The sequence below is a fragment of the Microcoleus sp. Pol17C6 genome, from assembly GCF_036701145.1.
In the GTDB taxonomy this organism is placed as follows: Bacteria; Cyanobacteriota; Cyanobacteriia; order Cyanobacteriales; family Microcoleaceae; genus Microcoleus.
Genome location: NZ_JAUBQH010000066.1, coordinates 1 through 21,340, shown reverse-complemented (window position 1 = coordinate 21,340; position 21,340 = coordinate 1). Strand labels below are relative to the sequence as shown.

The following is a 21,340-nucleotide window of genomic DNA, read 5'->3' as shown; positions in this document are numbered from 1 at the left end:
ATTTTCATTGTCTACCAAGCAGACCCCGGATCTATATTCACCTTTGAAGAGATTATTTAATTGCACCATATCCGCAACATTAGTCATCAGCAGTGCCAACGGCAGCGGGATTCTCCCTACAAATCACTAAACTACTAATTTTAGGGTCGCAAACCGGGTTTTTGGCCTCCGGTTCAACCGGAAAACCGAGATTTTTAGTCAAGAAACCCAATTTTTTTCTGGTTCCCAGTCCGAGGATGGTAACGGATTTATTTATGGATCTGCCTCGCCTTAATTCCCGGTCAATTTCCCAATACAAGACGCCTCCAAAACCACTAAAATTTCATTCTGAAAAACAGCACAACTTGTCATTGCTGAAGCTAAGGCGGGAATTTTCCATTGTTCGAGAGAAAGCCTCGCCTCCGGTGTAGAGTCAAATTGATTTAGCCAGCCATCATCCTTTATATACTGAAGAGTCAAAGCATTGCGATCGAGCATCCAAAAATCAACTCCATATTGATTAATAAATTTTTGCAATACAGCTCGATCTGGAGTGTATTGAGCGCGAATTAAATCGTTAAGTCGCTGCCGATATTTACTGTAGTAGCCTTTCTGATAAGGCACTGCATATTCCTTGGCCACCAGAACCGAACGCTGACTAAATGTTGGCAAATGATCCGTATCGGTCGCGATCGAAGCAATCAGGATATCTTTAGGTTGTTGCTCAAAAAATTTGTACAAAGCCGGCATCTTACCTTCTATATACCCGACAGTAGGAAATTTTTCAACCAAGCAGGGATAAAGCACCACTGCGACAGCGATAATTGCTGTCGTCATTAGGGCAACTTGATTTTTAAACTGAAATATTGTTGCGGTTTTTGATGCCCAATAACCGACTCCATCGATAATTAAAGTTAGGACTATCGCAGTTATTAAAACAACAATAAATCGCAAGCTGTAGGCAGTATAGCGACCTGGTTGATACAGCTTAAAAATGGTAGCATGAGCCGCAAAAAACATCGCCGAGGATGCTAAAAATAGCTGAAGCAAAAGCCAGATTTTGCTTTGAATCTGATTGGCTAAGGGAAAAGCCGATCGCAAAAACAGCAGCAGCGGAAATAACAGCCCGACACAGTGAGTTACAGGCGTAAACAGCGACTTGGGAAACATCCCGCTGCCCCGCCCTGTCAACCAATAATCTTTAGGATTTGGACGAAAAAAAGCATTTCTGCCACTGGGGACAAATTCGGCCATTTGCTTCGCTTCTGCTGCGGTATAAGTTGGGCCAAATTCAGAGTTATCTAAGGCATAGGGCAGCATTACTAAAAAGATTACTCCCAAACCAGTAGTGCAAAATAGGTAATTAGTTCGATCGCCCGACAAGCACAAACCGCCGTTTTTCCAGCATAGCAGCCGCAAAACTAAAATTCCGGCAGCAACCAAGGCGTAAGGAGGATAGAATAGTCCGATCAGCGCGATCGCCCCCAAACAAGGCAACAACGAACTGCGCGACAAATAATATAAAAAAGCAAGAAATATCGGATAGATAAAAGCTCTTGGCGTTGTGGAAGCCAAATCGTCGGTCATCCACATATGCTGATTTAGCAGCAAAGATGCAATAAATCCAGTCATCGGCACTGGCAGAATTTCTAGGCAAAAGCCAAAACAGTAATAAGTGGAAATTAAGCAGAGAAATAGCGGCAATATTTTGTGAAATAATAGCGGGTGAATGCCAATTGTTGTTGCTAATTTGTAGAGCGTGCTGTATCCTGCGGGGGCGACTGATTGAAAGTAATTAGCAATGAAATCGTTGGGGAATAATTCAGGATCGACAAACCGCATCATCCAGAAAACGTGCTGCCTCGCATCGTCTTGCACCATATACTCGGCGCTAAAGACTTGCTTGAGTCCTAAAATAGCATAAACTGCGGCAAATGTCAAGCTCAGAGTCAACCAAAATATTGTGCGCGATCGGGATTTTTCATCCACAGTCGCAGTCAGAAATTTATGCAAGCGGGCTATGAACATCGCAGTCAAAAAATGTCTTAAATAAAAGTTCGCAGCAGCGCTGAAGAACTACTACAAACAAATACTTTATATGAGATTCGCCTGCAAATGTCACTTTACTTTCAACTTCGCCCGATTTTAGATCATTTTCCAGCCCGCACGCCCGGAATTTTAAGCCGAATTCGATAAAGACTTTTACTTGCAGTAATGTAAAGCGTTTTGCGATCGCTTTCTCCCCAAGCTAAATTAGTCGCCGTCTCAGGCACAGAAATCTTCCCCAAAAGCTTGCCACCTCGCGAAAAAATCCACACTCCCCCCGGCCCGGTGCTGTAAACATTCCCCTCTACATCAACTTTTAGACCGTCGGGAACTCCGCCTTTACTGGCATCTTTTAAATCCGCAAAAAGCTGCTGGTTGGTAACAGTTCCGTCCGGTTTTACATCAAAAACAGCAATGTATCCCGCTTCCGAGTTGTTAACATAAAGCTTTTGCTCGTCTGGTGAAAAGGCAATGCCATTCGGCAGCACCAAATCCTTAACCAGCAGAGTTAATTTCCCGTCGGGTGCCAGCCTGTAAACACCGTAAAAACCCAATTCTTCCTGGTCTTTACTAACACCGTAGGACGGATCGGTAAAATAAATGCTGCCGTCGGATTTAACGACCAAATCGTTCGGGCTGTTGAGCCGCTTGCCCTCGTATCTATCAGCCAATGTGATAACTTTGCCGTCTTTTTCTGTGCGCGATACGCGGCGATTTTCGTGTTCGGCAGTAAGTAAGCGGTTTTCTTTGTCTAAAGTATTACCGTTGGCTTTTCCCGAAGGCCGGCGAAATACCTCAACTTGCTGATTTGAGGCGAATTTATAGATAATATTGGCGGGAATATCGCTGAACAGAAAAAAGCCGTCTGGATGCCAAATTGGGCCTTCTATAAATTGAAAATCGCCAGCTAGTTTTTCTAATTTTGCGCTGTTATCGAGAATATTTGGTATGGTATTTTTTTTATCCCTGGCTTCCGTTTGGGCGGTTAACATTGTCAATCCCGGTGTTAATTTGTTGGTGGAGTTGCTGTCAGGGAAAAGTTTTAACAGCGGATTTTTGGAGAGCCTGTTGCTGAATCCTAGACTCAAAAGTATAAACAAGAGGCTGATTGTAGCAATTTTGGCGGTCATGTTTGACTTGTTAATTGCATTGATTGAGAGCGGTGGTAAAATAGATCGTACCGCATCTATCTTACATTTATATTAAGAATACAAAAGTGTAGCTTCAAACAGACCGCCGCGCGGATAACATAGTATAGCAATGTCATTTCAATGAGCGATCGCCACCTGCGGACATTCCTGAAGTTAACACGCCGGAGCATGGATTAAAATCACAAATAATATCCAGCTATATGCTTTCTACCTTAGATATCAAACTACTAGGCGGATTCTGCCTTTCCTGTGCAGACAAACCCGTTGTCGGTGTCACCGCAGAGCGCCCGCAAGCTTTGTTGGCTTACCTGGTACTGCACCGCGATATCCCGCAAACCCGTCAGCGGCTTGCCTTTCAATTCTGGGCCGATTCAACGGAGGCCCAAGCTCGCACCAACCTGCGCCGGGAATTGCATCACCTGCGTCACGGACTCCCCGATGCCGATCGCTACCTGCTGGCGGATGCCAAAACCCTGCAATGGAATCCCCATGCGCCTTTCGTGCTGGATGTGGCTGAGTTTGAACGGGCATTCGCCGCAGCAGAAGCAGCGGAACGAGCCGCAGATGTTAACGGTGCCAGAACAGCCTGGGAGCAAGCGATCGCACTTTACGGCGGTGATTTGCTGCCGAGTTGTGAGGATGAGTGGATTTTTCCAGAGCGCGAACACCTGCGACAGAAATTGCTTCATGCGCTCGAATCTCTGACTCGCCTGTCGGAAGCTCAGGGTGATTATCGGGGTGCAATCCGCTCTGCACAGCGCTTACTGGAGATCGATCCGTTGCACGAAACCAGCTACGCAGCTTTGATGCGATCGCACCATTTGAATGGCGATCGCGCCAATGCACTGCAAGTCTACCACCGCTGCATGACTTTGCTGCGCGAGGAACTAGGAGTTGACCCTAGTGCGCTCACTCGCAAGCTCTACGAGCAACTGTTGCTGGAAGACGAAGCGCCCGACATTCAACGTTCCTCTGACTCCGCCGGGCTGCCCCAAACGACTTTGTTTCCCTCACCTTTGGCTTTGTCGCCTCTAGTGGGACGCGATCGCGAATGGGCATCGATTCAGCAGTGGGCAAGCTCGATACTGCTTGGGAACTGCGGCGCGAACGCTAACGCTGAGGCATCGCCAGTGCTCTTGCTCGCGGGCGAACCCGGAATCGGCAAAACTCGCTTGCTGGAGGAGCTGCGATCGACGGCACAGGCGGTGCAAGTGCTGTGGGGACGCGGATTTGCCGCCGAGATGGTGCGACCCTACGGTATCTGGATTGATGCTTTGCGATCGATCGTTATTCCCCCCGCCCTCAACATTCCGCCAGAGCTAGGTTTTTTGCTCCCAGAGCTCGCTCAACCTGGGAAAGCTCCGCCCGATCGCAGTCATCTGTTTGATGCGGTGGTACAATTGCTGGCTCAATCTGCCAATCAGGCTGCGTTAATCGTCATTCTGGATGACATTCAGTGGATCGATGAAGCCTCATCGGCATTGCTGCACTACGCCATCCGCTTGCTGAGTCATAAGCCGGTTTTATTCGCCTGCACCGGGCGTTCCAGGGAACTAGAGGAGAATGCGGGCATCTCGCGGGTGGTGCAGGCTCTCAGACGAGAACGACGGCTGCTAACGCTGGAATTGCATCCTTTCGATCGACAACAAACGGCTGAATTGATTCGCAGACAGCAAGCGGTTAATCCGTTAGAGCTATCTCCAGAAGCGATCGATCGCGTATTTATTGATAGTGGGGGGAATCCCCTGTTTGCGCTGGAAGTTGCCCGGGCATTGTCCCAGGATCGGTCTACTCATGCTGATAATTTAGAGGCTTTGATCCGCGATCGCCTCCACCAATTGGATGACATGGCTCGCGAATTTTTGCCTTGGGCCGCTGCATTGGGGCGGAGCTTCAAACCGACAGCGGTGGCTCATGTGGCAGACTATCCCCTGCCGAAATTGCTGATGGCGATCGAACAGCTCGAACAACAAACCATTATCCGTCCTAGCGCCTCTGTCGGTGACGAAATGGGCTATGACTTTGCTCACGATATTGTGCGTCAGACTGTCTACCGGCAGTTGTCACAACCGCGCCGCCATTTGATCCATTTGCAAATTGCCCATAAGTTGAATCAACTCTCCACACCAGACAGCGCTTGGGCTGGCGATATTGCCCGTCACGCAGCCATCGGGGGCGATCGAGAATTAGCAGCGTCTAGCGCCTTCTGTGCCGCCGAACGCTGCCTGAAATTGTTTGCCTACACCGAGGCGTCCGACCTAGCTCAGCTTGGGATCGAGCAATGTCAAGGACTTGACGATCGCACTTGCATTCAATTGCATTTAAAATTGCTGCGGGTTTGTGCGATCACAGGCGTTACTGGCGATCGAGTCTCTCAACTCGACAGCGAGGTGCACCGCTTAATCGATGAAGCAAATGCTCTCGGTTTAGAAGAAGCAGAAGCCACGGGACTTGAGGCATTGGTGATCCTGCATTTCGATCGCAGCAACTTCGCTAACGTTCATCAACACTCGCTGCGCGCAGCAGAGGTAAGTCGGGCATCCAGTCCAGCTACTGCCGTGCGATTGCTGGCCTATGGCGGGTCTTGCTTGGCGGAAATTGGACGGGAAATGACGCGGGCAGAAGCATTGTTGCTAGAAGCGCAGTCCCTGGCTGAGAGAGTTGGTTTGAAGAACATCGGAATTGACCAAGGGTTCGGTGCCGTACAGCGCCATCACGGGAACTATGCCCAAGCGCGAGTTTTGTGGCAACAGGCGTGGCGATCGGCGGCGGCCCAGCAGGATCGCTGGTGCGAGTGTTATAACCTCAGCTATTTGGCGATGACGGAACTGGAAGCGGGCGATCCGGCGGCGGCATTGCCTTATTGTCAGGAAATGGCGATCGTCGGAGCCAAAATCAAAGGCGAAGGCAGTGAAGGTGCGATCGCCAATGCACTTTTAGCTTTAGCAAACTATCAGCTTCAGCAAACTGGAGCCGATGCTGCTTTGGAGCGGGCGATCGCGACTTTGCAACAGGTGGATGCGAAACGGATGCTGTCTTATGTGCTGATTGGGGCGGCTCAAGTCGATTTAGAGTGCGATCGACTCCTTTTGGCAACAGCCCGCGCTGAAGCTGCTTTAGAAGCTGCTCAGACCGTCGATCATCCCAGCGAGATTGCTCTGGCTTGGGCGATTTTGATTGAGGGTGCTTTAGGTTTGGGCGATCGAGAAGGGGCGATCGCGCGGTTTGAATCGCTGCGCGATCGCATCGATCGCCCTGCGCTGAGTTTCCGCGCCCGCACTGCTGTCGATCGGGCGATCGAACAGATTAGTCATTAGTTATTAGTCATTAGTTGTAGCGAACTGCAATTAGGGATGGTGTTCATCACAGGGAACTTTACTTTACTTCATATCGCCGATCAAATTTTTTAAACTCTTCAGCTTGTTTGATAATTGCTTCATATTCTCCTTTTTTGCTAAATTATGCAAAACCTTTAGTATTACTGTAATTATTGGCTAGAACGCTATGTTTAAAATGAATCGCCGTCAATTTCTATTAAGTAGCGCTGTAACGTTTGGTGCGGTAATAGCCCATGCTCAAGTTAAAGCCCAAAACTCCCGAACTCCAGGAGCATTAGAGAAAGGACTATCCTCTCAGAAAGTGATCGTTGTCGGAGCGGGGTTGTCTGGTTTGGTTGCCGCTTACGAGTTAGCAGCAGTAGGTCATACAGTAACGGTTTTAGAAGCCCGCGAGCGAGTAGGAGGGAGAGTTTTGACCTTGCGAGGCAATTTTAGTGATAATCATTTTGTAGAAGCAGGAGCAGCAAGAATTCCATCCGATCACAATTTAACACTTGGCTATGCTCAACATTTTGGTTTGACTCTGAAGCGTTTTTTACCACCAGATGGGCTTTACATTGCTGTGAAGAATGGGCAACGTCTTCTGATTCCTGCTGATGATTTAGCTAAAATTATACCGGGAGGAGACATATCAAAAGTTGTTAAAATTGCTCAAGGTTCAGATAGATTACCACAAGCATTTGCTACCGCTCTAGTTGATAAAATTCATCTAGGATCTGCGGTTACTCGCATTGAACAAACTTCTTCAGGGGTTCAAGTCTTGTGCCAATCAGGACAGCAATACACAGGAGACTGCGTAGTGTGTACTGTTCCCTTGCCAGTCTTGGGACAGATCAATTTTCAGCCTCCACTATCACCTCAAAAACAGCTTGCTATCGCTGGGGGTTATAACTATCGCGCAGCGACACGAATGTTTGTTGAATTCTCCGAAAGATTCTGGGAAAAAGAAGGATTGAATGGTTGGGGTTTGTTTGACGATCGTCCAGAAGAACTGTGGCAACCAAGTTGGGATTTTCCTGGAAAAACAGGTATTTTGGAAGCTTATCTGAAAGGGGAAAATGCCCTCGCTATGGATGCCCTCGCCCCAGAGCAACAATTGCCTCAATTACTACAGCGATGGGAAAAGATTCTCCCTGGTGTAAGTGCTTATCAGGGCAAGATGACCAGTTATTCTTGGGCTAAAGACCCTTGGTCGAGGTCAGGTTGGGCATACCCGACAGAAGACCAAGAAAAAAGGTTGTTTGATGAACTTGGAAAGTCGGAAGGTAAAGTCTATTTTGCTGGAGAACACACTTCTACTACGAGGGGATGGATGCAGGGCGCATTAGCATCTGGATTGAGGACTGCTAAAGAGATCCATCAGGCAAAAACTTAATTTTCTGATATTTTTGTGCGATCGCACTATCATTTACAGATTGGTTGAGAATGCGATCGTAGAGCAGACTTTACCCACGTTTATACTGGGGGGGTGACAACTCGCTCACTTTGTCCACTGCGAGGCGCTGAAAAAATTGCGGTGAGAGTGAGGAAAATCATCAATCGCTACAATTAGTCATGAGTCATTAGTTAACAGTCAACAGTGACCAATCAACAGTCATTACTAATTAAGAGGAAGTAATTATGTCTCTTATCAAAGTTGAAACCGTTGCCGATCAACCCATCACCGCAGAAATGTTAGCTGATACGCGAGTTTTGGATTGTCTTGGGGCAAGAAATGCCAAGTGGTGCTACTCTCTACTCTCAGCCGATCGCGATCGCATGATTTGCACGTTTGAGGCACCAGATGCAGAGTCTGTGCGACAAGCTTATCGCCAAGCCGATGTTGGATTTAGCAAGGTTTGGACAGCCCAAGTTATTGAACCTGAAGGTGTGCCACCTGTATGGAACGAACCAATCCTCAAGCTGTTGGAGGGAAGCTATCCGAATGGCTTTACCGATGAAGAGTGGAACGAAGCCCAGCGATTAATTTTAGCCTGCTATCAGGAACTGGGTATTGAATGGGTGCGTTCCTATGCGTCGCTGGATAAAACTCGCGTGGTGTGCGAACTGAACGCGCCCGATGCGGAAGTGATTGGAGAAGCCCACGGTAAAGCTGGAATTCCCTTCGATTGCGTTTGGTGTGCGGAAGTTCTCAAACCTTGAATCCGCGCGGACGATCGCGCTTGGAAGCTTTGGGAACGCTTCGAGAACGCTTTCGGAACGGTTTCGGAACGATCGCCTCGTTAGATTGATATCAAGTTAAGCAAACAACCAGCAAATTAACTAATCCCTTTACACTTTAAGGAGAAATAAAATGGCTGAATTTAACCTTGGTACCTTGCCATCTAATACTGCCGTAGTAGTTCCGCGCCGCACTATCAGTAATCTCAACAGCAAAGACACCTACAGTTTCCGTCTGGATAGCGATAAAAATATCAACCTTGGGCTGGTTGGTATGACCGACGATCTGAATGTTCAACTATTTCGGGATTTCAATGGCAATGGCTTAGTTGATGGTAACGATAAGCAAATTGCTATTTCCGATCGATTGCGTTTGGATGAAGTAATCAACTTGTCCTCAGCAGTTGCTGACGTTGATGCAGGCAATTACGTGGTGCAAGTCAATCGGAACCGTGCGTTCAACGATACTCCCTACAATTTGAGAGTATCGGCTGACGCAGCAGGAACACCCAGCAAAGTCCTTGCCGTAGAAGATGATTTCGGTGCCGTGTTTTCCAACGACAAACCAAGAACTCATCAAGGTTCTGTGGGTAACACCGACACCACCGATACTATCCATTTCGCTGTCAATACCCAGGGATTTTATCACTTTGGTCTCAATAATCTCAGCGCTGATGCCGATCTCCGATTGATTCAAGACAAAAACAACAATCGCGCCGTCGATGCAGGTGAAGTAATTGGAAGTGTGGTTAAGCGAGGCACTATTTCCGAAGGATTTGTCCAAAACTTGGCTCCTGCAACTAACTACTATCTTCAAGCCTCTCAATTCACAGGTAACACTAATTACTCTGTTACCTTGACTCCGATTCCCAACTAGAAAGTCCTGGATTTAAAAACTTTATCTGTAGGGTGCACACTGTGCACCTTACCCTATCAATTGTTCGTTCAAATGGCTTTAATTGAAGCCAGACAGCTATGACCGCAATTTTATTACAAATCCGCAATCGCACCCTCTCTGGGGAGGAGATAGTTCCTCGACTTGCCAGCTACCAAATGCTGCCCCAATTATACCGCGAGAGCATCATTGATGAAGCGATCGCCCCCATCGATTGCACCGCTGAAGAAATCGTGAATGCCAGCCAGCAGTTCTACGAACAAAATCAACTGATCGACGAAACCACACAGCAGCTTTGGCTAAAACAGCACGGAATGAGCCGGGAATTTTTAGAGACTGTTTTCATTCCGCGACTGCTCAAAATTGAGAAATTCAAACACCAAAATTGGCATCACAAACTAGAGTCCTATTTTCTGCAACGCAAGCGATCGCTAGATCGAGTCATCTATTCTTTGATTCGGGTTAAAGACGCAGAAATGGCGCGCGAACTGTATTTTCGGATTCAAGAAAAAGAGCAATCCTTTGCCGAACTGGCGCGCGAGTATTCCCAAGGCCCAGAAGCTCAAGTCAATGGAATCGTTGGCCCGGCCGAACTCGGCACAATCCACCCGAATTTGGCGCATCTGTTGGCGATAAGCCGGCCCGGTCAGCTTTGGCATCCTATCCCTGTAGAAGGATGGCTGGCGATCGTCAGATTAGAAACATTGATTCCGGCTCAGTTCGATTTAGCGATGCGTCAGCGTTTGCTGCGCGAATTGTTTGAAACTTGGGTGCAAGAACAGATAGGTGAAATGTTGAATTGACGGGCAGGAATCTGACGCTCGTACCCCTGGCAACATCCAATCTTCCAAATAGAAACTTTTGAATACCATCACGCTTAAATTATGATGACACAAACATTCGATCAAACCAAAGCAGAAGCATTCGCGGGACGGATGCTGGACATTCTCAACAGTGGCGCACTCTCCGTCATGATTTCGATCGGGCATCGCACCGAACTGTTTGACACAATGGCAGAATTGCCGCCCTCTACCAGTCAACAAATTGCCGATGCTGCCGGATTGAACGAACGCTACGTGAGGGAATGGCTCGGTGCAATGGTAACGGGTCGGTTGGTAGACTACAATTCGATCGACAAAACCTACACTTTGCCGACAGAATATGCAGCATTCCTGACACGGGCTGCGGCTTCTGACAACATTGCCCCCTTTGCTCAATTCATTCCGGTGTTGGCATCGGTGGAAGATCGGATTATTGATTGTTTCTACAAAGGTGGCGGTGTACCCTATTCAGAGTTCAAACGTTTTCATGCCGTGATGGCAGAAGATAGCGTACAAACCGTGGTATCTGCTCTATTTGACCATATTCTGCCACTGATTCCCGGACTTACCGAAGCGTTGCAGCGGGGTATTGAGGTGCTAGATGTCGGCTGCGGTAGCGGGCGAGCACTCAACAAGCTGGCTGAAGCCTTTCCCAATAGCCGATTCACAGGCTATGATTTTTCGGGAGAAGCCATCGCCACTGCCAACACCGAAGCGCAATTGCGGAAGTTGAATAATATCCAGTTTGAGGTGAAGGATGCCGCCACATTGGATGAATGCGATCGCTACCATTTCATAACCACATTTGATGCAATTCACGATCAAGCCAGACCCGATATTGTCCTGCAAAACATCTACAAAGCGTTGCGTCCCGATGGTGTTTACTTGATGCAAGATATCCGCGCCACCACGGATGTCGGCGGTAATCTAGACCATCCCTTTGCCCCCTTCCTCTACACCATTTCTTGTATGCACTGCATGACAGTTTCTTTAGCCTATGGCGGCATGGGATTGGGCACGATGTGGGGTCAAGAAAAAGCGCTGCAAATGTTGAGTGAAGCTGGGTTTAGCAGCGTTGAAATCAAGCAACTAGCCCATGATTTCCAGAACGACTATTATATCATCAAAAAGAGCTAAAATCATGTGCAAAATTTGTGCGATCGGTCAACAATTGCAGAAGAAAAAACAGCTTAAATCCGGGTTGTTGGATACTAGCCAATTTTCGGTATTCATCGATCTGAAGCAATTGCGTTCCACACCGGAATTGAAACCAGATAAACCACTTAACAGCGATAGGTCATCAGTTAAGCCCCTGGTTTAACACCCAGGGATTATACTCAGGAAGAGGTTAATCTGTCAACTGTTGAAGTTGATACTAATGGTTGAGTCCTTAACCCTGACTTAAGACGAATAAAGTCTTCACTATGAACCTGTTTGTAGTAAGGACTTTATTCCTTTCAACTTTTAAGCAGCAAATGATATAAATAGCGAGGCAATACCGATCGCGATCGCCCCTATACCCATCACAAAAGACCAGAAGCGGTGATAACTCTTAACCGTCGTACCGCTATCGCTTTCAAGCTGAATCAAATCCATCCAAGGTGCAACACCCCGGCGGAACCAACCCAATGCCCTAACATCCATTCCAATCAAACTTTCAACCCGTTTCATGCCAAACATAAAATTACCAATAGGCCCAAAACGAGAAGCATATCGCAGATAAATCATTCCCGTTCTGTCTTGCAATTTCAAATCAGAACCAAACGCATAACCCGCATCGCCGCGACCAATTAATTCGCCTTGCATTTGCGCCGGTTGACCACGCAAAGGACTTGCGTAAGGGTCAGACATTAAGGTTAAAACATCCAAGTGTTCTGCTTGTTGGTAATTCGGAAACATCACCAAAGTCTTGAGCAAAATTCCTGCACCCAAAGCGATTAAAGGACAAGCAACCATCATCATCGGGTTTACAGCATACAGGGAAATGCCGATCGCAAAACCCACAGCTAAGCCCAGAGTTTCTGCACTGTACAGCAGCAAATCGAACACAAAATTGCCGTACAATCTCCGCTTGCTCAAATCGTTGCCTTCGCCGACAATCCGGCTCATGTCAAACTCAATATCCAAGCCTAATTGTTCGGCATAAGTGCTCAAAGCGCGAACTCGTTTACCAGTCAGCGGGTGAGTCGAGTTCAACTCCATCCACCAACCCCAGGGATTAAACATATCCCACAGAAACACTCGCCCAATCTTTTCTGGTTCCGAAGTAATCCTGTAAGCAGTCCCAGTAGATGTGGCAGCTTTGGCATCGTAAATGCCTAAAGCGCGAGTTCCTTCTAATAAGCGGCTGGGTTCGGTGGCTCTTTGTCCTTCTTCCAAAATACCATAAGCAATTTTTACCAAAGCGCGAGACAAAGCATTCGGGTTGCCAGTAGTTTCGGCAGCAAAATGGTCGGCAAAATATTCTCGCGTCCGCGACAAATACAGTAATAAATAAGTGCCGGCGATGTAAAACAAATAAGCAACAGCAGCTACCGTACCTGCCGCATCTTTAGCTTTTTCGCCACCACTTCGACCCATTCTTTGAGCTGTTGTGTAAATTAAATAAGTAATCTGCACCAAAGTCGAAGCTAAAGTCATTACTGCAAAGTCCCAGTGGACGATGTGACCGAGTTCGTGGGCGTAAACAGTGGCAATTTCTTCGTCGTCTAAATAGGTGAAAAGACCTTGACTGACCACTAAGCGAGCGCTGTTTGGAAATGAACCGTAAGTAAAAGCAGTAGGGTTTTGGTCGTCGATAATTCCTAAACGCGGAGAAGAGAGTTTTTTCTGCTTGCAAACCTTCTTAATAACTTTCGCTGTTTCGGGACTGAGGCTTTCAATTTCTGCTAGGGAAACCCAGCGGGTATTGTAGAGCCAATTTTGGCTTAAGTCCATCAAGTAAGGCGATATGAAAAAAGCAGCGATGTTAAAAATTAGAGTTATGGGAAGTGCGATCGCCAATCCGGCGACTGGATCGGGACTGTTGAGAATTAAAACTGATGCTAAGGATAGCGCTAGCACCATACCAAACAGCAGGCTGATGGTGACGCCGGAAGCTAAAACGAGATTTCCGCCCGTTTTCTGTATCAGTTTAACGCCGGCTTTGGCGGCTCGCCCTGCCTTGCGTAAAGGGGCGTGAGATGACATAATAATCTCCAAAGGTTATTGACAAATGGAAATGACCGTGGGATTTTATCTATACTTCACTGTTTTAACCTGTTAATGCGGATTGCTGTCAGGGGTCTCAACAAAAATATAGAATTTCCTCTAGAATTGTTAAGACTGAAAACCGCCCCGAAATTTATTCGTGCGGATTCAATTCACAACTCAAAATTCAAAACCGAACAATCAAAACTATTTAAAAGTTACTGCCATGTCTATTATTGAAATTGCCCAAAAAACGCGCGTATCTGCTAGAAAGTTGGCAGTTTTGTCCGCTGATGCCAAAAATCACGCTATTGAGGCTATAGCTAAAGCTTTAGAAGCTGCTGCGCCGGATATTGTGGCGGCGAATGCTGCTGACTGCAAGGCGGCTGAGGTGGATGGAATAGCGAAACCGCTGTACGATCGCCTAAAGTTGGATGAGAGCAAGTTGAAAAGTGCGATCGCGGGCGTGCGCGACGTTGCGAAACTCCCTGAGCCGATCGGTGTCGTGCAAATCCACCGTGAATTGGATACAGGATTAATTCTGAAGCGCATCACCTGTCCTTTGGGCGTTTTAGGCATTATTTTTGAAGCGCGCCCAGAAGCTTTAATTCAGATAGTATCCTTGGCAATTAAATCGGGAAACGGCGTCATTCTCAAAGGCGGCAAAGAAGCAGTCCGTTCCTGCGAAGTCTTGACAAAAGTGATACATCAAGCATTAGCAGAAACCGCAGTCAATCCCCAAGTCGTGCAGTTGCTGACCACGCGGGAAGAAACAATCGAACTGCTAAAAATGGATGAATATGTAGATTTGATTATTCCCAGAGGTTCTAATTCATTCGTGCGGTTCGTGCAGGAAAATACTAGAATTCCCGTTTTGGGACACGCCGATGGAATTTGTCATTTGTACGCAGACAAAGCGGCGGATATTCCGAAAGCAGTAGAAATTTCTGTGGATGCAAAAACTCAGTATCCAGCCGCCTGCAATGCCATTGAAACCTTGTTAGTCCATAGTGCGATCGCCCCCGTTTTCTTGCCCGCAGTTGCCGAAGCTTTGCAGCAGAAAAAAGTTGAATTGCGGGGAGACGAAAAAACTCGCGCCATCCTCGAAAATATTGCCGAAGCTACAGAAACCGATTGGTCTACAGAATACAGCGATTTGATTTTGTCAATCAAAATAGTAGATTCTGTGGAAGAGGCAATTAACCATATCAATACTTACGGTTCCAGACACACAGATGTCATTGTTACCGAAGACAGCGAAGCCGCCGAAACTTTTTTAAATGGAGTCGATGCGGCGGGAGTTTATCACAATTGTTCGACTCGATTTGCCGACGGTTTCCGCTACGGCTTCGGTGCAGAAGTGGGGATTAGCACGCAGCAAATGCCGCCTCGCGGGCCTGTTGGTTTAGAGGGGTTGATTACCTATAAGTATCGAGTTGTTGGAGATGGCCATGTTGCCGCTAGTTATGTAGGAAAGGATGCTAAGGAATTTACACATCGAGATTTGTAAAAAAGTAATACTATTTGCGAAAAACATCGCTACAATAGCATTAAAAAAAGGGACTATACTACATTTTATCAACCCTAACAAATGTTGCATGAGTTTTGATAAATGGTATAATAACAACTGTATTGAGTTGTGAAACAGATGTGCGCTAGCATCACAATTAACCCTTACGAAATTCAGCAAATCTCGCAAGCGCATACAATCAGTTCGTCAAAGCTGCGCTCGCTCGCCCAAACAGCAGAAGGTTTAGCAACAGCAATAGAGAAGTAGAATTGCTTCTCATCTTGATGCTGTCGTCAAATCGAGGTGAAGTCAACTGGCTGTGCATATTCTGCACAATTGTGTCCCAGTATGTGATTCAGCTTTTGGGGAGATGTCTAATGTTTCTGCTCCCAATGACAACTTGAGTAATTTTACTGAATTCTGTCTGCTCTGGAAATAGCGATCGCCTCTAGGGGCAGTTATACAAAATATCAACTACAAAATATAAACATTTTGTCAATGCGTAAGTCCTAGCGGCTTCTCTTAATTTTTATTGATTGGCTGGGGGAACTGCGGGGATGAAAATCATCATTTCTTCAAGGGCGTTGATAAATCCTGCTTTGAACCGCTATATAGCGCGTCTAAATGAAGGGTCTCATTGACCGAGTAGAGACGTTGCCTGCTACGTCGGTTTAGTCTCCAATAAATTCGTTAATTCCTACGCTCTCCCTTTAGGCTAAAGGAATTTCAATAATGAACTCTGTCCCAACACCCTGTTCTGAAAAGCAACTCAGTTGACCACAATGTTTTTCTACAACAATCTGATGACTAATTGATAAACCCAATCCCGTACCTTTTTCTGCTGGCTTGGTTGTAAATAGATAATCAAATATTTTAGTGCGTACCTCTTCCGGCATTCCCAAACCGTTATCTTTAATGTGAATCATGGCGATATTTCGGTGGGGGTCAACTTCAGTGCAAATCGTAATTTGTCTGGGATTTGCTTGAATTTGTTCCAAATTTTGCTTCAGAAGAGAATCTTCTAAAGCATCAATGGCATTAGCAATAATGTTAATAAATACCTGATTTATCTGTCCGGGGTAGCACGGTACTAGAGGTAAATTTCCATATTCTTTAACGACTTCTATTTTCGGACGTGTATCATTGGCTTTTAATCGATGTTGTAGAATTAGTAATGCACTGTCAATCCCTTCATGCAGGTTAGCTTCTACTTTTGATGTACTATCAGCGCGGGAAAAAGTTCTTAAAGATACACTAATTTGACGAATCCGTTCTACGCCCACTTTCATGGATGAAATAAGCTCGGGTAAGTCTTGTATGAGATACTCTAAATCCACTTCTTCGGCACGAGTTGCAATCGCTGCACCTGGAGAGGGAAACTGTTGCTGATAAAGATGAACAATTTCTAATAAATCTTGAATATAAGTTTCAGCATGAGTCAGGTTTCCCTTGATAAAGCCTACTGGATTATTAATTTCATGAGCCACTCCAGCCACTAATTGACCGAGGGTAGACATTTTTTCGCTTTGGATTAATTGGAGTTGAGCTTGTTGTATGGTCTGTAGAGCTTGTTTTAGTTCAGAGGTTCGGTCTTCAACTCGTTTTTCTAATTCTTGATTTAATTGTTGTAAAGTTTTTTCCAAAGTCGTTTTTTCTTCAATTTTTTCTTGGAGCAATTGATTTTTGCTTGCCAGATCTTTGGTCAAGTTTCGCAACTCTAAATGAACTTGAATTCTAGCTAATACTTCTTCTTTTTGAAAGGGTTTAGTGATATAATCTACAGCCCCAAGGCTCAAACCTTTGACTTTTTGATCGGTGTTGCCAAGAGCCGTCATAAAAATGATCGGGATTCCTGAAGTTGACGGGTTACTTTTCAGTCGAGAACACGTTTCAAATCCGTCAATTCCCGGCATCATTATATCTAATAAAATTAAATCGGGGGTGACATATTCTATTTTTTGCAGCGCACTTTCTCCATCTTGAGCTACTAAAACTTCTAGTCCTGCCTCATCTAAAACGTTAAATATAACACCTAAGTTTGTAGGATTATCATCTACAATTAAGAGGGTGTTTTTTGAGAAAGATAAATTATTCATAAAGCTTTAGCCTTCTCCTTGGTTTTTAATTATAAGCCGCGTAGCGTCCTGACTATCTAATCTGCCAGTTTGCAGAGCCAATCTGCAGCAGGATTTTTCAATTATAAGCTGCGTGACGTTCTGACTATCTAGGGGTCGGGAAAAAATTAACCTTGTCCCATTGGTGTATCATCATATTATAGTTCAATGAGGATGCTAACCAATGTAATCTTTTTTATTTTAACGTAAAGTTTTTGTAACGCACTCTAGTCTTATGGCTTTCCTATCCCTTTCTCTACAGAAGAGTCCTACGTCTGGTGAATAGTCTGTTGCTCTAGAGTATAGACAAATACATTTTTCCTAAAAAGTTATGGGTACAAATGTTGCTAAGTTCCAGAAAATGTCGCTACGCCGTGTCTTAATTGTTCCCTTTGTTTTACAAATCTTTACAGCCGTAGGGTTAACCGGATATTTTTCGTTACAAAACGGACAGAAAGCAGTTAATGATGTAGCCGCACAGTTGCGCCGTGAAATTGCCACCAGAATTGAGCAGAATTTGCATACCTATCTAGCGGCTCCCCATTTAGTTAATCAAATTAATGCAGATGCTATTAGTCTTGGTCAATTTAGCCTAGACAACCTGACAGTATGGGAGCGTCATTTTTGGCAACAAAAAAATCGCTTTAATAGCGTAGATGGTCTGACAATTATCAATGAAAAAGGTCAAGGTGTATCTATTATTAGTAACGATGAAAGAAAGCTAGTCCTTCAAGCAACAAGTCCAACCAAGCCGAACCAAGTATTCATGTATTTGGCTGGTAGTCAAGGAGAAAGAAGAAAATTAATCAAAGTGGTTAAAAATTTCGATCCCCGAAGAATTACAGCTTACAAAGAAAGCATGGAAGCTAGTAAACCTACCTGGACTAAAATACATTTTGGTGAACTTATTATCACCCCTATAATGACAGCAGGGCAACCAGTTTTTGATAAAAATGGAAAAGCTACGGGTGTCTTGTTAACTACTCTACGTTTATCCCTAATTGGGAATTTTTTGCAAACTCTAAAAGTTGGAAAAACAGGACAAACTTTTATTATCGAGCGAAGCGGAATGCTAGTGGCAACTTCCACATCAGAAAAACCATACCGAAATAGGCAAAGATTTCCAGCCACTGACAGCAAAGATATTTTAACCCAAGCGACTGCAAAATATCTAACAAAGCGATTTAACAATTTCAATTATATTAAAAATTCTCAGACGTTAGATTTCTTACTAAACGGACAAAAACAATTCGTACAAGTTGTTCCTTTTCAAGATGGTAAGGGGATTGATTGGTTAATTGTAATGGCGGTTCCAGAAAAGGATTTTATGGAACAAATTAACAGGAGTAGACATACGACGATTTTACTATGTCTTTTGGCACTATTTTTGGCAATTGTTTTGGGAATTGTGACTTCTGAATGGATAGCCCGACCGATTCGGCGTTTGGGTAAAGCCACAAGCGCGATCGCTGGCGGTGACTTTGAGCAAAAAGTAACGGCTTCCTCCGTTCAAGAAATCAGCGCTTTAGCGACTGCTTTCAATTTAATGAGCCAGCAACTCAAGCAGTCCTACGCACAATTAGAAGATTATTCCCACTCCTTAGAACAAAAAGTCGCAGAAAGAACTCAAGCATTACAGCAAGAAATGCGCGATCGCCAACAGATACAAGAGACACTCCGGCAAAGCGAAGAAAGGTATCAATTAACTCTAGAAAGCGTTAATGAAGGCATCTGGGACTGGCGAATCCAAACAAACGCCATCTATTTTTCACCCCAATGGAAAGCCATGCTAGGCTATCAAGACAGCGAAATTGTTAACCTATTTAGCTCTTGGGAAACACTGGTTCACCCCGATAATTTACACCCAATATTAGACTCTTTAGAAGACTATTTAAAAAGTGGAACTAACGAACCTTATAGTTGGGAATTTCAGATGCGGCACAAAAACGGTAGCTACAGGTGGATACTATCGCGAGGTCGGGTTGTCGAGCGGGATGTGGAAGGCCAACCCCTACGTTTAGTCGGCTCTCACACCGATCTTACCGATCGCAAACAAGCAGAAATAGAATTGCAAATAGCCAAGGAAGCTGCCGATGCTGCTAACAAAGCCAAAAGCGAATTTTTGGCAAACATGAGCCACGAACTTCGCACACCACTCAACGGGATTTTAGGCTACGCTCAAATCCTCATGCGTTCAAAAAACTTAGACCATCAAGAGGTGAGTAGTCTAAAAATTATTTATCAATGTGGCTCTCATTTGCTCACTTTAATTAACGACATCCTCGACTTTTCTAAAATCGAAGCCAGCAACATAGAACTTTACCCGACGCAATTTCACTTTTGGGCATTTTTAGAGGATGTCAGCCAAATCTTTCGCCTCAGAGCCGAACAAAAAGCCATCAGCTTTATTGGTCAATTTGACTCTTCCTTACCCACCAACGTGCAAGGGGATGAAAAACGCTTAAGGCAGATTTTAATTAATCTCTTAGGTAATGCGGTAAAATTTACCGATCGAGGGGGCGTTACTTTCAAAGTTCAACTCATAAAATCAGTAGCCTTAGAAGCTAACTCGAAGGAATTAAACGCCCTCAACACTATCCGCTTTCAAATTGAAGATACTGGAGTGGGGATCGGCGAAGAGAAAATGCAGAAAATTTTTCAACCTTTTGAACAGGTAGGCAATACCGATAAGATGTCAGAAGGAACGGGTTTGGGATTGGCAATTAGCTTAAAAATTATCGAAATGATGGGTGGTAGTATTCAAGTTAACAGTCAGTTAAATGCTGGCAGCCAATTTTGGTTTGATTTAGATTTACCTTCTGCTAGTAAATGGGAATCGGCAATTCAGCTACAAGCCGCGATCGCTGGCTATCAGGGAACAAAACTGAAAATTCTCGCAGTTGACGATCAGTGGGAAAATCGATCTGTGCTGGTTAATTTGTTAGCACCCCTTGGCTTTGAAGTGGTAGAAGCTGCTAATGCCAAAGAAGCTTTAAAACAAGTCGAGCGTGGTCATTTTCATGCTATTATTACTGATTTAGTAATGCCAGAAATGGATGGTTTCGAGTTAGTAAGCCGTCTCCGATCTCAACCTAAATTTAAAGATTTAGTTATTATCGTTTCTTCAGCTAGCGTGTTTGAAGCTGACCAGCATAAGAGTTTAGATATGGGGGCAAATGCTTTTTTACCCAAACCCGTACAGGCGGCTGAGTTATTTGTATTGCTACAAAAGCATTTAGGGATATCTTGGGTATATCAAGAGTCATCTCACCTCAATCAAAATGTCAATCAATCCGTGCGATTGGATTCTGCTTCTTCGTTAGTACCCCCACCAGATGAAGAACTGGTAATTTTATACGATTTGGTTATGAGAGGTAATTTAAAAGCTGTGACTCAACAAGTTGAACAGTTAAAAAAATTGGATGCAAAATATATTCCCTTTGCCGAACGGGTAGGTGAATTGGCTGCAAGCTTTCAGGAAAAACAATTACGGTTATTTATCAACGATTACAAAGCCGATAACAAAAATCAAATTGATGGTTCAAAATAACGCGATTTAATTATAAGCCGATAAACCGCGTGGCGTTATGACTATCTAAGGGGCGAGAGAAAAAGTAACCTTGTCCGAAAATACATCCTAGTTCTCGAATAATTTCTATTTGTTCTTGAGTTTCCAATCCTTCAGCAACAATTTCCATATTTAAATTTTTACCTAATAATATAATTGTTTGAATTAAACTTGTATCGTTGGGATTTCGAGTCAGGTTTTGCAAAAAGGAACGATCGATTTTTAAAGTATCAATTGGCAAATCTTTGAGTAAACTTAATGAAGAGTAGCCAGTACAAAAATCATCGATACATATCCCAACACCAATAGCTTTTAAAAATTCCAAGTTTAAACTTGTTGTTTTTAAGAGACAACTTTCAGTGATTTCTATATTTAAAGTGTTTTTCTTTATCCCAGTTTGTTGTAAAATTTCTGCAATTTGTTCAAATAAATTAACTTGTTGGAATTGAATGGGAGAAAAGTTAACGTTCATTTTCAAAGGCAAGTCAGGCAGTAAGGATTCAGGTAAAAAATAGTTCCGCAGAGAGCCGAAAAATATGGTAATGTAGTCAGATGAGCGAAAAGCCAGA

The 21,340-nt window shown here is 44.7% G+C and carries 15 protein-coding genes; 10 read left to right on the top strand and 5 right to left on the bottom strand.

Going from position 1 to position 21,340, the window contains the following annotated elements; all coding sequences use genetic code 11:
- Positions 1-270: 270 nt before the first annotated feature.
- Positions 271-2,007: a hypothetical protein gene (locus QUA25_RS24245; RefSeq protein ID WP_333041776.1), complete on the bottom strand. Its 1,737-nt coding sequence runs from the start codon at positions 2,005-2,007 to the stop codon at positions 271-273.
- A 122-nt stretch (positions 2,008-2,129) separates the two neighbouring features.
- A complete protein-coding gene (locus QUA25_RS24240; RefSeq protein WP_333041774.1) occupies positions 2,130-3,155 on the bottom strand; it encodes an SMP-30/gluconolactonase/LRE family protein in 1,026 nt (341 codons plus the stop codon).
- Positions 3,156-3,376: 221 nt separating this feature from the next.
- Between QUA25_RS24240 and QUA25_RS24235 the strand changes: the two genes are divergently transcribed.
- The 7 genes from QUA25_RS24235 to QUA25_RS24205 all read left to right on the top strand — a co-directional run bounded on the left by QUA25_RS24235 (position 3,377) and on the right by QUA25_RS24205 (position 11,711).
- Positions 3,377-6,493, top strand: a complete 3,117-nt coding sequence (locus tag QUA25_RS24235; RefSeq protein ID WP_333041772.1) for a BTAD domain-containing putative transcriptional regulator — start codon at positions 3,377-3,379, stop codon at positions 6,491-6,493.
- Positions 6,494-6,680: 187 nt separating this feature from the next.
- Positions 6,681-7,889 (top strand): flavin monoamine oxidase family protein, encoded by a 1,209-nt coding sequence (locus tag QUA25_RS24230; RefSeq protein ID WP_333041771.1) that lies wholly within the window; start codon positions 6,681-6,683, stop codon positions 7,887-7,889.
- A gap of 245 nt (positions 7,890-8,134) precedes the next feature.
- The gene (locus tag QUA25_RS24225) at positions 8,135-8,656 is read left to right on the top strand and encodes a DUF4242 domain-containing protein (protein WP_333041770.1); all 522 of its coding nucleotides are present in this window, start codon (positions 8,135-8,137) and stop codon (positions 8,654-8,656) included.
- Between the two features lie 151 nt (positions 8,657-8,807).
- Complete coding sequence (locus QUA25_RS24220) at positions 8,808-9,551, top strand: hypothetical protein (RefSeq protein ID WP_333041769.1); 744 nt, start codon at positions 8,808-8,810, stop codon at positions 9,549-9,551.
- Positions 9,552-9,649: 98 nt separating this feature from the next.
- Positions 9,650-10,372, top strand: a complete 723-nt coding sequence (locus QUA25_RS24215; RefSeq protein WP_333041767.1) for a peptidylprolyl isomerase — start codon at positions 9,650-9,652, stop codon at positions 10,370-10,372.
- An 81-nt stretch (positions 10,373-10,453) separates the two neighbouring features.
- Positions 10,454-11,527, top strand: coding sequence for a class I SAM-dependent methyltransferase (locus QUA25_RS24210; protein WP_333041766.1), 1,074 nt, complete (start codon positions 10,454-10,456; stop codon positions 11,525-11,527).
- 4 nt (positions 11,528-11,531) lie between these two features.
- Entirely contained in the window at positions 11,532-11,711 is a 180-nt protein-coding gene (locus QUA25_RS24205) for a hypothetical protein (RefSeq protein ID WP_333041764.1), read from the top strand.
- Positions 11,712-11,854: 143 nt separating this feature from the next.
- Here QUA25_RS24205 and QUA25_RS24200 read toward each other — a convergent pair whose 3' ends face one another.
- Positions 11,855-13,579 (bottom strand): zinc metalloprotease HtpX, encoded by a 1,725-nt coding sequence (locus QUA25_RS24200; RefSeq protein WP_333041762.1) that lies wholly within the window; start codon positions 13,577-13,579, stop codon positions 11,855-11,857.
- Positions 13,580-13,805: 226 nt separating this feature from the next.
- Between QUA25_RS24200 and QUA25_RS24195 the strand changes: the two genes are divergently transcribed.
- Both QUA25_RS24195 and QUA25_RS24190 read left to right on the top strand, forming a co-directional pair.
- Positions 13,806-15,089: a glutamate-5-semialdehyde dehydrogenase gene (locus QUA25_RS24195; RefSeq protein ID WP_333041760.1), complete on the top strand. Its 1,284-nt coding sequence runs from the start codon at positions 13,806-13,808 to the stop codon at positions 15,087-15,089.
- A gap of 138 nt (positions 15,090-15,227) precedes the next feature.
- Positions 15,228-15,356, top strand: coding sequence for a hypothetical protein (locus QUA25_RS24190; protein WP_333041759.1), 129 nt, complete (start codon positions 15,228-15,230; stop codon positions 15,354-15,356).
- Positions 15,357-15,799: 443 nt separating this feature from the next.
- On the opposite strand, the gene QUA25_RS24185 is transcribed toward QUA25_RS24190, so the two are convergent.
- Positions 15,800-17,185, bottom strand: a complete 1,386-nt coding sequence (locus tag QUA25_RS24185; protein WP_333041758.1) for a response regulator — start codon at positions 17,183-17,185, stop codon at positions 15,800-15,802.
- 349 nt (positions 17,186-17,534) lie between these two features.
- Between QUA25_RS24185 and QUA25_RS24180 the strand changes: the two genes are divergently transcribed.
- Positions 17,535-20,753: an ATP-binding protein gene (locus QUA25_RS24180; protein ID WP_333041757.1), complete on the top strand. Its 3,219-nt coding sequence runs from the start codon at positions 17,535-17,537 to the stop codon at positions 20,751-20,753.
- Positions 20,754-20,763: 10 nt separating this feature from the next.
- Here QUA25_RS24180 and QUA25_RS24175 read toward each other — a convergent pair.
- A partial coding sequence (locus QUA25_RS24175; RefSeq protein ID WP_333041755.1) for an EAL domain-containing protein occupies positions 20,764-21,340 on the bottom strand: 577 nt, incomplete at its 5' end.

Coding starts and splice junctions, on each gene's coding strand:
- QUA25_RS24245 (WP_333041776.1), bottom strand. CDS start 2,007: ATGTTCATAGCCCGCTTGCATAAATTTCTGACTGCGACTGTGGATGAA.
- QUA25_RS24240 (WP_333041774.1), bottom strand. CDS start 3,155: ATGACCGCCAAAATTGCTACAATCAGCCTCTTGTTTATACTTTTGAGT.
- QUA25_RS24235 (WP_333041772.1), top strand. CDS start 3,377: ATGCTTTCTACCTTAGATATCAAACTACTAGGCGGATTCTGCCTTTCC.
- QUA25_RS24230 (WP_333041771.1), top strand. CDS start 6,681: ATGTTTAAAATGAATCGCCGTCAATTTCTATTAAGTAGCGCTGTAACG.
- QUA25_RS24225 (WP_333041770.1), top strand. CDS start 8,135: ATGTCTCTTATCAAAGTTGAAACCGTTGCCGATCAACCCATCACCGCA.
- QUA25_RS24220 (WP_333041769.1), top strand. CDS start 8,808: ATGGCTGAATTTAACCTTGGTACCTTGCCATCTAATACTGCCGTAGTA.
- QUA25_RS24215 (WP_333041767.1), top strand. CDS start 9,650: ATGACCGCAATTTTATTACAAATCCGCAATCGCACCCTCTCTGGGGAG.
- QUA25_RS24210 (WP_333041766.1), top strand. CDS start 10,454: ATGATGACACAAACATTCGATCAAACCAAAGCAGAAGCATTCGCGGGA.
- QUA25_RS24205 (WP_333041764.1), top strand. CDS start 11,532: ATGTGCAAAATTTGTGCGATCGGTCAACAATTGCAGAAGAAAAAACAG.
- QUA25_RS24200 (WP_333041762.1), bottom strand. CDS start 13,579: ATGTCATCTCACGCCCCTTTACGCAAGGCAGGGCGAGCCGCCAAAGCC.
- QUA25_RS24195 (WP_333041760.1), top strand. CDS start 13,806: ATGTCTATTATTGAAATTGCCCAAAAAACGCGCGTATCTGCTAGAAAG.
- QUA25_RS24190 (WP_333041759.1), top strand. CDS start 15,228: ATGTGCGCTAGCATCACAATTAACCCTTACGAAATTCAGCAAATCTCG.
- QUA25_RS24185 (WP_333041758.1), bottom strand. CDS start 17,185: ATGAATAATTTATCTTTCTCAAAAAACACCCTCTTAATTGTAGATGAT.
- QUA25_RS24180 (WP_333041757.1), top strand. CDS start 17,535: ATGGGTACAAATGTTGCTAAGTTCCAGAAAATGTCGCTACGCCGTGTC.